The organism is Chryseobacterium sp. CFS2 (assembly GCF_036543225.1).
Lineage (GTDB): Bacteria > Bacteroidota > Bacteroidia > Flavobacteriales > Weeksellaceae > Chryseobacterium > Chryseobacterium culicis_A.
Genome location: NZ_JAZHQU010000016.1, coordinates 1 through 12,688, shown reverse-complemented (window position 1 = coordinate 12,688; position 12,688 = coordinate 1). Strand labels below are relative to the sequence as shown.

The following is a 12,688-nucleotide window of genomic DNA, read 5'->3' as shown; positions in this document are numbered from 1 at the left end:
AAATAATGAATATATTATATATCCACCAATATTTTGTAACTCCTCAGGAACCTGGGGGAACAAGGTCATATTGGCTGGCACAGGAACTTATTAAAAACGGGCATAAAGTCACCATGCTCACCTCATCATCCAAATTTTCAGAGGATATTAAAGTTGTACAAGTTGATGGTATTGAAGTCGTTTATATAAAAGAAGACTATGACCAGAATATGAGTGTTTCCAGAAGGTTAAAGGCTTTCTTGAAATTTATGTACAAATCGTCTGTGCTGGGATTGAAACAGAAAGATATCGATTTGGTGATTGCTACATCTACTCCTCTTACGATAGGTATTCCGGCACTTATATTAAAATGGTTTAAAAATAAACCTTTTGTTTTTGAAGTAAGGGATCTATGGCCGGAGGTGCCTATACAGATGGGAGCCATAAAAAACAGTTGGACAATAAAAACGACTCGTCTGCTGGAAAAAACGATTTATAAAAATGCTTCCCGTGTTATTGCACTTTCTCCCGGTATGCAGGATGGAGTTGTAAAATATATTCCAAAAGAAAAAACATCAATGATTCCTAATATGGCTAAAATGGATGAATTCTGGCCAAGAGGAAAAAACGATCAATTGATGGAAAAGCTAGGCTTAAAAATAGATTCCTTCAAAGTAGTTCATTTTGGATCTCTGGGATTAGCAAATGGAGCTCATTCAATTATTGAATCCGCCAAATTATTAAAAAATAGAGAAGATATAGAATTTTTGTTTGTAGGAGGTGGTTCTACCGAAAATGATTTAATAGAGGAAGTAGAAAAAAACAATCTTAAAAATGTGAAATTTCTCGGTAAGTTCCCTATGACTGACGTATCTGAGATTGTTAATTTTTCGGATGTTTCTGTGATTTCCTTTTTGGATCTGCCGATTTTGTATACCAACTCTCCCAACAAACTTTTCGATTCTTTGTCTGCAGGAAAACCAATTATTGTAAACTCTGCCGGATGGACAAAAGATATAGCTGAAGAATACCATTGCGGATATTATGTAAACCCAAACCATCCGGAAGAACTTGTACAAAAAGTACTTTATCTGAAAGACAACCCTGATGTGGTAGATGAAATGGGACAGAATGCAAGGAAATTGGCTGAAACAGTTTACGACAAATCTATTTTGTGCAAAAAATTTGTTGAAGTTATCGAACAGACAGAATAAATGATAAGGAGAAAGAATTTCGTACATAAGCTTAAGTAGGTATTTGTTCAATCATTTTTTAATGCTAAAACTACCTGAATTTTGAAGAATAATCTTTTAAAAAGCTTTTAAAGTAAAATATTTTATTTTTTTTGTATTTGACAATCTGAACCTTACAAAAGCTTTGAAAGAAAAGGAATAGGTTTCTTTGGAAAAGCTAAAAAAAGCTATATATTTGCACCAGTTAAAAACAACGCTTTTTAATTGATCCGGTAGTTCAGCTGGTTAGAATGCCGCCCTGTCACGGCGGAGGTCGCGGGTTCGAGTCCCGTCCGGATCGCAAAAAGTCTTCTAGAAATAGAAGACTTTTTTTATTTATACTTATACAGAAAAAATTTATAAATAGATCTTTTCGGTTTATTTACACGGTGAGTTTAAAGGATTATAAAGATAATCGTTCCCCTGAGGAGGTTGTACAAAATAAGGCGTTCCATAGGTGTTTCCGGATCGGAAAAAATCAGTTGAAATAACCTGGGCACCACTGCTGAAAGCAGCCTTAGATCTTGTAAAATCATTAGTTTTAGCTTCATAAGTTTCAATGTCAGATCGTGTTCTTACCATATAACCTTGTTTTACCAGATTTTGTATTTCTTTCTGTCTCACGATTGCGTTATCTCTCAATATAAATCCGGCAAAAGAATCATCCGGTTCACTGTTCAAAAACATCACCCTTTCCTTTAATGATCCATCAATGAGATAGGGATTGTTTTTAGAAGATAAGGTTCCGGCACTACCGGGAAGCAGCATAAAAATGAATTTTCCTTTACTGTCATTAAGCTTTGGCCAGTTGTTGTGGGTTACAGCTTCTTGAAGTGTCCTGTATTTACCCTGAACTTCTTTTGGGGTGATGATTTTATCCTTTCCCAGATAGTGTACAATTTCTTCATCCAGCTCATCATAAGCTTTTTTATCAAAGGGGAGTACTTTTGTACTGTTTTCAAGAATAGGAAAACCGGAATCCTTGGCTTCAATCATCATGAAGACAGGACTGTGTTCCGGATGTTGATCAGACCATGTTTTAAGAGTTGTAAGGGCATCTTTTAAAGTAGGATAGTGTGTTCTGAAATCTATATCTGCCATATGAAGTACTTTGAACCCCGGCTTATTGAGTCCTTTGGTATTCAATGGAGCCAGATCAGTGATTCCTTTGGCTTTTAATACCTCATACGTTGCAGGATGGCTGAATCTGCCGCCTTCAGGATCATAATAAACATCTATTTCCAGTCCTCTCAGATTGGCGTTGAGCTGCTCTGTGAAGTCAGGATGATTATAGTTTAATCCCTCTTTCATATCCATTCCGTAAGGATGATACTCTTTAAATTTGACTTTTTGCTCCTCAGACATCATACTGCTGTATTTTTGCATCATTCCGTTAATGATAGGAGCTACCAGATCCAGTACTTTTGGATCTGCCGGCTGGGCATAAGAATTGTGAGTTCCCACAATCTGCAGCTGATTGATTCTTACATTCTGGCATTTATCCTGTGCCTGTACCAGCGCTGTCATACAAAATGCAGCTCCATATATATACTTTTTCATATGAATAAAAAACTTTGATTAAAAATTGAAATTGAATCCCAGTTGCCCACGTATTCCTGAGTAGGAGATATTTTCTACGCGATCCTTTGTTCCCATATAATAGCGGTTAGGCTCATTAAAAATATTGTTGAGTTCTACAAACAGACGGACTTTTTTTGTAAGGCTGTAAGAAGTGGAAAGGTCTACCGTGAAATTTTTATCAAAATACTGATAATGGTCAGCTCCGGCAGCAGCTCTGATTTCGCTTACATAATTTCCTTTATAATTTCCGGCAAGACGGATCATCAGCTTACTGGTTTCATAAAACAGGATCGTATTGAAAATATGTTTTGCCTGATTAGGAATTGTGGTAGACATAGTTCCTGTCTGTTTGCCGTTTTCATAGACCGGCATATTCATTTTAGAAGAAATATAAGTGTAGTTTCCTTCAAAACCTATGTTTTTCAAAAATCCCGGAAGATTTTCAAAACGTTTAGATATCCCGAATTCAAAACCAAAGAGCCTGGCTCCCTCCAGGTTTTTAGGGGCAGTAAACGTATAAGTTCTTCCTGCCAGATCTACCACAGACTGATCTTTGTAGATGAGATTGGTGATATCTTTATAGAATACTCCGGCTGTTATTAGATCAAGTTTTCCAAAATAGTTCTCAAACATAAGATCAAAATTATTTGAAAATGTAGGATCCAGTTTGGTATTTCCCTGAGTGATGGTGTTGGTGATATCATTGACGATGGTTCCGGGATTTAGATCATTAAAATCCGGCCTTGCAAAAGAGCGGGTATAAGCCAGCCTCAGGATGCGGTCACTACTGATATTCCATTTCATATTGACCATCGGAAGAACTACATTGTATGTTTTATTGTCCTTAATGTCTTCCATTTTATTATCCTTATCAGCTACTACTTTTTTGCCCCAGAACGTAACATCATTATATTCATTTCTGAAGCCTCCCAATACCTGAAGTTGTTCTGAAATCTTCCATGTTCCCATCAGATAAGCAGCCCATACATTTTCCGTACCTCTGTAGGAACTGGTAATATTAGAATTGCTGTCTTTACTGCTCACCTGCATCAGTCCTAAGCTGTTTTGAGTACCCGGATTGTACATTTGATCAATCTGTGCATTGGTCATCTGATCAATGATTACCGCATTGTAAGGATTTCCTAATGGATTCATGAAACCTCCTTTATACGGAAAATTCTCGCGCTCAAGCTGATTCAGATAAGTGACCGGAGTTCCGGGGACTCCCAATGAGGATTTGGGCATCCAAACAAGCAGAGAACTGTTGACGATTTTGTTTTTATTGTTGTATTTGGTCCCGAATTTAAGCTCAAAATTATCGGCAACTTTATATTTAATATCCATTTGCCCTCTGAGATCTGTTTCGCTGTTGCGGTTTTGGCTCAAGATTATTTGATTTAATTTAAGCTTATCTGCAGCTATTGCCTGCTGGTTGTATGGCTGAGTGTATCTTCCCGTGTCACCAATGCCGTCCGGAGCATCCATTGCCATATATTTTCTTCCGTCAGCAGACAGGTTTCCATAGGTCATAGGCTGTATGAAATTGACCATAGGATAACCTCTTTCATAAGGATTAAGATTGTCCGGAGAATTGAATTTAAACTCAGAACGTGCTTTGGATAAAGACCAATTAACCTCCATACGCTGTCCTACCTGATGATTACCACCCAGCTGCATAGAATACAGGTCCGTAAGATAATCTGCATGACGAGCCTGCAGAAGGACATTTTTACTGTCAAAATTAAAATAAGTTTCCCTCACCGACTGACCGTCTTTATATTGGCTGTATAATGCTTTTGCATATAATTTATTCCTGCTGTCTATCTCATAATCCAATCCTAAATTGAACCCTAAAGTTCTTCGGTTAGCCAGATAATCACGAAGCTGAAGCTGATTGATAGAATAGGAGGCTGTTTTATCTTTCAGACCGTAGTTGTAAATATTTCTCATCTGATCAATAGCTGTAGAACGCTCCCAGATCACTGCTGAGGTAATGAATTTCAGCTTATCAGTAATTTTATTCCCATAGACAATAGAAGTATTATAAGTAGGGGATTTGGACATGTTCACATAGCCAGAAGCCATACTTATAGCCAGAGTTTCTTTATTGGGTGAAGTTTTTGTGATAAAATCCACATTTCCGCCAATGGCATCTCCATCAAGATCGGGTGTTAAAGCTTTAGATAAACGTACATTCTGAATAAGTTCCGAAGGAAAAATATCCATCTGTACCCCGCGATTGGCATTATCACCGCTGGCACTCGGCATTCTGTTGCCATTCAGAGTAGAAGCTGTCCACTGAACAGGTGTTCCTCTTACCGCTACAAAACGTCCTTCACCCATATCCCTTTCGATTGATACTCCCTGCATACGTTGTACGGCGTCTGCGGCATTCCGGTCCGGAAGTTTTCCAATAGCATCAGCAGAAAGTACTTCTGTGATGGTATTGGAGTTTTTCTTCATCGTAATCGCTCTGGCCTGTGATGCTTTATATACACTGGTAACAACTACTTCCTGAAGATTGTTTTCTTTAAACTTAGCTCCGAATTTAATTAATCCCAGATCTACTTCCTTTTTATCCGTAACGGTGAAAGGGATATAAACACTATCATATCCTTTATATTCTACAACAAGTCGATAACTTCCGTCATAAATAGTATTGAGAACAAAAGAACCGTCAGTGTCAGAAGTTATCTTCTGTCCGCTGTTTTCAATATAAACCAGGGCATTGGGTAGGTTTCCCTGACTGTCTACTACCGTTCCGTGAACGGTAGTTTGTGCAAAGGCCAATGGCCCAAGAAGAAAAAATGCTGCTTTTGTTAAAAAAAGTCTTTCTCGTGACATCCTTATAAAGTTTGGTGCAAAGATGTCAGCTCCTTCAAAAGTTTTGGTTCATTTAAATTTCATGCAACTTTTTCTGTGGAGTTCGAGGTGAACTGTATTGTAAATCAGTATGTTGCTAATGTTAAATAATTGTAACTAATGAACAAGCTGGGAAGGAAGACAGTCAAATTCCTTTTTAAAATATTTATAAAAAGTAGATTTGGATTTAAAACCACATTGAAACGCAAGATCTGTTACACTGACCGAAGGGTCTTCCAGCAAGATCTGTTTGAAGTGCTGTATACGGTTTCTGTTGGTGTACTCATGGAAATTGGAATGAAGATGTTTATTAAAAGTGATACTTAAATCTGCCTTGTTTATTTTCAGATGGCTGGAAAGCTGGTCTAATGTAAACTCTTCATCCAGATATTCATGGCTCTCCTTATAGAACGAGATGATAGCATTCTGTACAGCCTCAAAATCTATTTTTGAAAGATCCTTATACTGATAGGTTTCTTTGGGCGCAGAAAAATCTGCTGTATTTTGCTGTTCCTGTAGTTTGTGCTGGTACGTTAAAATATAAACGTACAAAATCCACCCGAACTGGAAAAGAAACAGGAGGCTGTAGACCTTCTGATAGATCAAAGTATCCCAACCCAGCTTGTAAACTGTCCAGAACATCAATACTCCCAGCAATACATAGCAAACCAGATAACGGAAATTACCGGCTACAGGATGAGTAATATTTTTGTGGTATTTTGTAAGTAAGTAAATACACAACACAAGACAGGCAATCCAATAATAACTATAATAAACGAAATAGGACTTATAAGATGTGATGGCCAGATCTGCCCAGGAAAGATCAAGCATCTTTGCAGAAATGGCAATCGCATGATGAATGACCACCAGAGTTAGTGGAACAATAAGGTATTTAAGTTTATCTCTCCATTTTGCGTGGATTAAATATGTAGTGATATATAAGAAAATAAGACCTTTAAAAACACGAAGGCTTCCCGGAATTTCATACAGAACAGATTCATAGCCAAACCTTTGGATAATGAAATATTCATAGCCCATATCCAGAGTAACCACTCCGATATACAGGAGCAGCATATTCAGTACAGATTCTCTGTTTTTGATAAGAGACATGAGCAGCGTAAGGGTGATAAGTGCCTGTAGTACAACTACCATAATGATGTATAACATGATAACTGATATTTTGCCAAAATTATAGATAATATGGGGATGGATTCTTTAACAAATTATTAAATATCAGCTTAAAAACAGACAGACGGTTAAGGTTTGAATCCTGATCCGTTTTTCAGGGATTTTCCGGTTTTGTACATTGAGCGGATATTAGTACTTTAGCTAATAAGCATACACCGAATGTCCAAAGGAAGATTTATTTTGTTTGCAATACTTAAGACCTGGCTGATTTCCACTTTGGTTTCCTTCCTATTTTTGATTCTGTTTTTAAGCCTTACCAAAGAAGTAAGAAATCCACCGAGAAACTGTGACATGAGTGGATTGGTCTATGGTTTTACCCTTTTCTGGATAGTATTTTTGAGTCTATTGTCTTTAAGCAGTCTGCTTTCTCTTTTAAAACCGTTCCAAGGAAAATTAAAAACCGCAGTATGTTGGTTTCTTTTACCTGTTATAGCTTCTGTTTTTTCCTTTTTCACTATTACTGATGGAAAGATAGATGGTGAGGAAACGATTATTTTTCTGATTATGAATCTACCCTGGCTGGCTTTTTGGATGTTTTACTATTACAGATTCAATATCCGTTTCAATACAATCAACCACTGATATTATTATTCATGAAAAAACAATTTCAAAACTGGACCCTCTTTTTTCTGGTAGGAATCATTGCAATCATTGCCGGATTGATTGCCTCTGTTGTTCTCATGACAGGATCATCTGCTGAAGACGGATTATTCGGAATGTATATTTTGTTCAGTCTGATTCCCATATTACTCGTGATTATCATAGACCGGATTCTGGTATGGAAATTCGGAAATAAAAATGTCAATAAAGTTCAGTTTGCCATACTGTTACTTATTATCCTTTTATGGATTGTAAGATTTGTAGTGAACCTTTTTCTTTAAACGATCATGATGAAAAACCTGTTTTTATTCTGTATGATAATGGTTTCTGTAATGATTTCTGCACAGCCTTTTATCTTAAAATCCATAGGAGAAGCAAAAGAATTCAGGCTTACGCTTTATTATGGAGCTCAGGGCAAAGGAGCTTTTGTGCAATATTCAGGGAAGAAAGAAATCATTCCTCTACAGGTAAAAAGCTTTACAGTAGACGATAGCGGAAGAAATGACGGGCAGCCTGATATTGAGTATTATGTCTGGAATGAAATCATCGGAGGCAAAATTACGGGAGTATATACTTTCGAAATGATGCATCATACAGCTTCAAACATTACCTATACAAGAGGGAAGGACAACAGAATATTTAAGATGGAAATGATTGAGGATGAAAAGAAATATGACGGAAGCAGTAAATATCTTCTGCATAATGCTGTCCTTACCTTTAATCACTTTTATAACAACCATTTTACGATTGCTTATCCTGACGGGAAAAAGACCGCTATTGAACTTTCGGCTCCGGATAAACCCTCTTTTACCAGGCAGAGTATTATAGAGGATTATAACTTTGACGGGTATGATGATATCGCATTTTCTGTTCCCGATGAAGGAATGGGTGTTTACAGAACATTTGAAATCTATCTTTATAATCCCGGAATCAAACGCTTTGAAAAACTTAAAGAACCGGATTATTTCCGCTCAAGCTGCTCGTGTCTATGCGATGTGACAGTAGAAAAGGATAAAAAACTTTTAACCACAGGATGCAGGGGAGGAGCCAGATGGCATGAGGATACTTACCGGTTTAACAAAAAAGGAACTTTAGAATGGATTTCTACAAAAGAAAAGACCGATGAATAACGTCCAGCTCAATGTCTTGAAATATCTTTAAAATCTATGTTTTTTTTAGATTATTCAACGATAACTCCTCATTTACAGTGATAAAGCCTCCGTTTTTTTACGGTATTTTTAAGAATGTCTTTTATGATTCAAATTTAGGTCTGATATTTGTACTGGGTAGCCAAACTAAATGGCCGATTTATTTATGAAAAACATATCTGTGAAAAAATCTATTCTTTATGCATGTTTTTGCGCTGTTTTCCTTATTTCCTGTAAAAAAGAAATAGAAAAAATAAGCGATACTTTTAAAGACACTGTTTCTTCTTCGGAAGTTGCGGAGGTAGAAAAGGATTCTATAAAGAAAGATTCTGTTCCTGTCGTAAAAAAAGAATCTGTTCCGCCTGTTATGCAGGAGAATGGTTTTTATAACGCTTTTGTTCTTCCAAAGGATAAAAAGATGCGTGATTCTGTTTATGCAGAATTCAGCAAGAAATACAGTGTAGAAGAACGAACTGCTATTTTAGCTTTAAACAGGCTGGATTCTAAGAGTAAATGGAATTCTGATACATTGGTAGTTCCTGCGAAAATAGATACAACATTGATGGCGTATTCACCGTTTCCTATGCAGCTGGATGTATTGAACGGGGTGAAAAAGTTTGTCATCTTCTCATATCCTATACAGGCTTTTGCCGTATATTCCAATGGAAGTCTTGTGAAATGGGGGCCAACGAGTATGGGGAAAAAAGCTGCCCAGACTACAAGAGGGCTTACTTTTGCCAACTGGAAAAAGAAACTCGCAATTTCTACCGTGAGCAGCGAGTGGAAACTTCCCTATAACTTTAATATTCACAATATAGGAGGAATCGGATGGCATGAATATACCCTTCCTGGATATCCAGCTTCCCATTCCTGTTTACGATTGCTGAGAAGAGATGCCCAATGGCTGTATTCCTATGCAGATACCTGGATTCTGAACCCCGGAGGTGCTACAACCAAAGCCCGAGGTACAGCTGTAATGGTATTCGGAGATTATAAGTGGGGCGGAAGAAAACCATGGAGAAACCTTTTGGATGATCCTAATGCCAATAATATTTCTGTAGAAGAGCTTACGAAACTTTTAGAACCGGACGTTCCGAAAATGCTTAAAGAACAAAGCAACAGAGAAAAAGTAGTGGATTCTATCAAAGCAGCAAAAGCCGCAGCTACACCTATTCAGAATGAAAAACCTATAGAACCTGTGTCTAATTAATTTTTTTTTCAAACTGTAAAGTAGATTCTTCAGCAAACGATCTAAGCTTAAGCATTTCCTCTTTACCTTTATGTTGTCCGAATCTGGCAGCAATATAAGTAAGAAGAATAAAAAATAACATGATAAAAGAAGCGCTCAGTGCCCAAGGGTATTCGGCGCTTTTTATTTGCTTTTCTACGTAATACATAGTAAAAAAAGTCATCCATAGGATAGAAAAAGAAAAATACAGGAACATAAAGAAGGTCCATACTGCGGAACTGGGTCCGAACACTCCGCGTATTGTGGTATGTTCATCTTCTATTTCTACCCGTAGGGCAAGATGAGGTTTCCAGTAGTTATCATACTCTGTTTTCACCCAGATGGTGGCAACTTCTTTATTGATATTCCCGGAAAACTCGTCTTTATGTTCTTCTATATATTTTTTCAGATTTTCAGCATACTCTTCCTTGGTAAGATGAGTAAACATTTTAAATCTGGGCCGGGTTCTTATTTTGTCTAAGGTGGTTTCTTCAGTATTCATATGTTTATTCTTGATAAGGAATCGGATCTTGCAGGGTGAATCTTACTGTGAGCCTTTCATTTTTCCTTTGAATGATCATGGTAATATTCCGGCCTTCGCTAGACTTCATAATCTCTACAATTTTTTCCAGTGTCATCTCAGAAGTTAGATCTCCGTTAATACTCAGAATTCTGTCATCCTTTTTAAGGCCTGCTTCATAGGCTGGTGAATCCTTTCTTACTCCAGCAATGGAAAATATAGGTTTTAAACTAAATTTATACTGAAAGGCATCCTTATATACTTCATTCACTACCGTAGCTGATTTCTGAGTTTCAATAGTTATTTTGTCCTGCTGCCATTCCAATCCGTCCTGCTTGAAATCCAGCCCGCTCATATTAAAGTGAAATGGATCATTAAAAAAACGGTTTTTTTTCAAATATAATTTTTTAGCGGGATAATCAAAAGCTACTGTAAACCTCCGCATAATTTCGCTGCCTACAGAACCTTTTCTGTTTTCCACTAAAGTAACGTGCTGTATTGAGTATTCATCCGGCATCGCGGTAAGAGGTTTTTCAAACTTAAAACTACCCAAATAAAAATTATGAATACGACTTCTTTTGCCCAAAATATCTCCATTGAAACCACGGCCAAGAAAATCATCAATATTAGGTCTGTTGTACACAAAGTTTTTAATGAGAGTGGGAAAGAGCCAGATCGCATCGTTATTTCCAAGGTCAATCAGAAGCTTTGAATCTTTCTTCTCATTCGTCATTTCTACTCCGGCATAAAGATAAGGCTTATCCCTTTCAATGGTAATAGGGAATTCTTCAAATTTTCTGACTTTCTTTTTTAAAAGATCAGAATTTTCATAGACCGTTAATTTTTTTGAAATATAGTCGATATAAACAGGATGGTCTTTAAAAAACTGATATCCAATCACTCCGTTTACGGGAATTCCTACATGGGAAGAAATGTTAAACTCTTCATCAAGAATGATATAAAGAGACATGGAAGTATTTACAATTTCATCACCTATTTTGCCCATATTGCGCTCAGACTTCAGTCCATCAATACTTAAGCTTCCCCCAAGTCCGGAAAATTTTACTTTTTCAACATTGCTTAGCTTCACTTCTTTATTTTCCAGGCTAAAAAGAATAGTTTCCGAAACCCCGGTATCCAACAGAAAGGTAAGTTCAGCACCATTAACATTGATAGGAATAAAGATAAGATTATTGATAAACTGAAAAGGAATAACCGCTTTTTTAGTATTGATGAGTTCAAAAGAATTCTGGGCATTTACAAAAATGCTTAGAAATAATCCCAGTAAAAGCAATTTAAATTTCATTTACTGAATTTAGTGAATTTATCTATATGATAATAAAAAAACATTCCAAAAGCTGGAATGTTTATATAAACTACAATGAAGTAGTGTTTTTTGTTGAATTTATTTTAAAATGCTTTCTTTTTATTTTGAAAAGAAATCCATCAAATCCATATAGTTCTTCTGATTGACCCCATGACCACTCATATATTCTCTGAATGTGAAGTAACAGCTAAGGTCGTAAAGAAGATCTGCTGCTTTTCTTCCCCATTCAAGTGGGATCACAGCATCATCCGTACCATGAGAAATGAAGAAACGAAGTCCTTCCAGTTTCTTTTTATCTTTTACAATGCCGTCTAGAATTTTCTCTTCAGGATAACTGCTCAGACATGCCACATAGTTGAAAAGTTCAGGGTGCTTTAAGGCCAGCGCATAGCACAGTATTCCTCCCTGGCTGAAGCCGCAAAGATGAGCTTTACTTTCCGTCAGCCCATAGTGATTGATAATCTTTAGCATACTTTCCAGAACTGCATGTAAAGATTCCTTTGCCTGGGGAACATCGATAAAGTTTTCAGGATCATTAAAATTGATATCATACCATGAGTATCCTTCAAATTGAGTATCACGCGGAGCTCTGAAACTTACAATAATCCAGTCATTGGGAAGCGTTTCCCTGAAACTGAAAAGATCCTGTTCGTTACTGCCGTAGCCATGAAGCATAAAAAGAATAGGGGTATTTGGGGTAATATTTTCCGGTTCTCTTACTAGATAATCTAAATTCATACAGCAAAGATAATTAAATTACCTACAGAATCTTAAGTTTTATTATTCACACAATGAACTTCTGCTGCATGATGGTTTATGTGTAATGATTAATTCTTTAGAGTATATTTTTGAATTTTTCCCGGGCTTTTTCTTTTTATTGATTTGATATTATTTGGAAATCTTTATTGGAAAATTTTCATAAAAGTTATTTTTATATTAATAAAAAACTTATATTTGAAACATTAAAAAATCTATTTGGAGAAATGAAGCAATTTTACAATTCAAAAAGTTTACTTAGACTTT

The 12,688-nt window shown here is 36.5% G+C and carries 11 protein-coding genes and 1 tRNA gene; 6 read left to right on the top strand and 6 right to left on the bottom strand.

All coding sequences use genetic code 11. From position 1 onward, the window contains the following. Positions 1-5: 5 nt before the first annotated feature. Positions 6-1,193, top strand: coding sequence for a glycosyltransferase family 4 protein (locus ODR02_RS23265; protein WP_309513693.1), 1,188 nt, complete (start codon positions 6-8; stop codon positions 1,191-1,193). Positions 1,194-1,438: 245 nt separating this feature from the next. Continuing rightward, a tRNA-Asp gene (locus ODR02_RS23260) sits at positions 1,439-1,512 on the top strand. Between the two features lie 77 nt (positions 1,513-1,589). Here ODR02_RS23260 and ODR02_RS23255 read toward each other — a convergent pair. The 3 genes from ODR02_RS23255 to ODR02_RS23245 all read right to left on the bottom strand — a co-directional run bounded on the left by ODR02_RS23255 (position 1,590) and on the right by ODR02_RS23245 (position 6,821). Continuing rightward, a complete protein-coding gene (locus tag ODR02_RS23255) occupies positions 1,590-2,771 on the bottom strand; it encodes a phosphatidylinositol-specific phospholipase C domain-containing protein (protein WP_309513692.1) in 1,182 nt (393 codons plus the stop codon). Positions 2,772-2,789: 18 nt separating this feature from the next. After that, a complete protein-coding gene (locus ODR02_RS23250; protein WP_309513691.1) occupies positions 2,790-5,636 on the bottom strand; it encodes a TonB-dependent receptor in 2,847 nt (948 codons plus the stop codon). Between the two features lie 135 nt (positions 5,637-5,771). Continuing rightward, a complete protein-coding gene (locus ODR02_RS23245) occupies positions 5,772-6,821 on the bottom strand; it encodes a helix-turn-helix domain-containing protein (protein WP_309513690.1) in 1,050 nt (349 codons plus the stop codon). 180 nt (positions 6,822-7,001) lie between these two features. Between ODR02_RS23245 and ODR02_RS23240 the strand changes: the two genes are divergently transcribed. From ODR02_RS23240 to ODR02_RS23225, 4 genes are all read left to right on the top strand, one after another. Beyond that, a complete protein-coding gene (locus ODR02_RS23240) occupies positions 7,002-7,424 on the top strand; it encodes a hypothetical protein (protein WP_309513689.1) in 423 nt (140 codons plus the stop codon). An 11-nt stretch (positions 7,425-7,435) separates the two neighbouring features. Then, positions 7,436-7,723, top strand: a complete 288-nt coding sequence (locus ODR02_RS23235; RefSeq protein WP_309513688.1) for a hypothetical protein — start codon at positions 7,436-7,438, stop codon at positions 7,721-7,723. A gap of 6 nt (positions 7,724-7,729) precedes the next feature. Further along, positions 7,730-8,572, top strand: a complete 843-nt coding sequence (locus tag ODR02_RS23230) for an XAC2610-related protein (RefSeq protein ID WP_309513687.1) — start codon at positions 7,730-7,732, stop codon at positions 8,570-8,572. Between the two features lie 184 nt (positions 8,573-8,756). After that, positions 8,757-9,800 carry a L,D-transpeptidase gene (locus tag ODR02_RS23225; protein WP_309513686.1) on the top strand — a complete coding sequence of 348 codons (1,044 nt, stop codon included), beginning with the start codon at positions 8,757-8,759 and terminating at the stop codon, positions 9,798-9,800. On the opposite strand, the gene ODR02_RS23220 is transcribed toward ODR02_RS23225, so the two are convergent. The 3 genes from ODR02_RS23220 to ODR02_RS23210 form a co-directional block, all read right to left on the bottom strand. Further along, positions 9,793-10,320: a hypothetical protein gene (locus tag ODR02_RS23220; protein WP_209785635.1), complete on the bottom strand. Its 528-nt coding sequence runs from the start codon at positions 10,318-10,320 to the stop codon at positions 9,793-9,795. The genes ODR02_RS23225 and ODR02_RS23220 overlap by 8 nt on opposite strands. 4 nt (positions 10,321-10,324) lie before the next feature. Beyond that, positions 10,325-11,644: a PDZ domain-containing protein gene (locus tag ODR02_RS23215; RefSeq protein ID WP_209785634.1), complete on the bottom strand. Its 1,320-nt coding sequence runs from the start codon at positions 11,642-11,644 to the stop codon at positions 10,325-10,327. A gap of 120 nt (positions 11,645-11,764) precedes the next feature. Next, complete coding sequence (locus ODR02_RS23210) at positions 11,765-12,403, bottom strand: alpha/beta hydrolase (protein ID WP_209785633.1); 639 nt, start codon at positions 12,401-12,403, stop codon at positions 11,765-11,767. Positions 12,404-12,688: the final 285 nt, after the last annotated feature.

Bases quoted from the DNA above. Each gene is read 5' to 3' on its own strand.
- ODR02_RS23265 (WP_309513693.1), top strand. From the start codon at position 6: ATGAATATATTATATATCCACCAATATTTTGTAACTCCTCAGGAACCT.
- ODR02_RS23255 (WP_309513692.1), bottom strand. From the start codon at position 2,771: ATGAAAAAGTATATATATGGAGCTGCATTTTGTATGACAGCGCTGGTA.
- ODR02_RS23250 (WP_309513691.1), bottom strand. From the start codon at position 5,636: ATGTCACGAGAAAGACTTTTTTTAACAAAAGCAGCATTTTTTCTTCTT.
- ODR02_RS23245 (WP_309513690.1), bottom strand. From the start codon at position 6,821: ATGTTATACATCATTATGGTAGTTGTACTACAGGCACTTATCACCCTT.
- ODR02_RS23240 (WP_309513689.1), top strand. From the start codon at position 7,002: ATGTCCAAAGGAAGATTTATTTTGTTTGCAATACTTAAGACCTGGCTG.
- ODR02_RS23235 (WP_309513688.1), top strand. From the start codon at position 7,436: ATGAAAAAACAATTTCAAAACTGGACCCTCTTTTTTCTGGTAGGAATC.
- ODR02_RS23230 (WP_309513687.1), top strand. From the start codon at position 7,730: ATGATGAAAAACCTGTTTTTATTCTGTATGATAATGGTTTCTGTAATG.
- ODR02_RS23225 (WP_309513686.1), top strand. From the start codon at position 8,757: ATGAAAAACATATCTGTGAAAAAATCTATTCTTTATGCATGTTTTTGC.
- ODR02_RS23220 (WP_209785635.1), bottom strand. From the start codon at position 10,320: ATGAATACTGAAGAAACCACCTTAGACAAAATAAGAACCCGGCCCAGA.
- ODR02_RS23215 (WP_209785634.1), bottom strand. From the start codon at position 11,644: ATGAAATTTAAATTGCTTTTACTGGGATTATTTCTAAGCATTTTTGTA.
- ODR02_RS23210 (WP_209785633.1), bottom strand. From the start codon at position 12,403: ATGAATTTAGATTATCTAGTAAGAGAACCGGAAAATATTACCCCAAAT.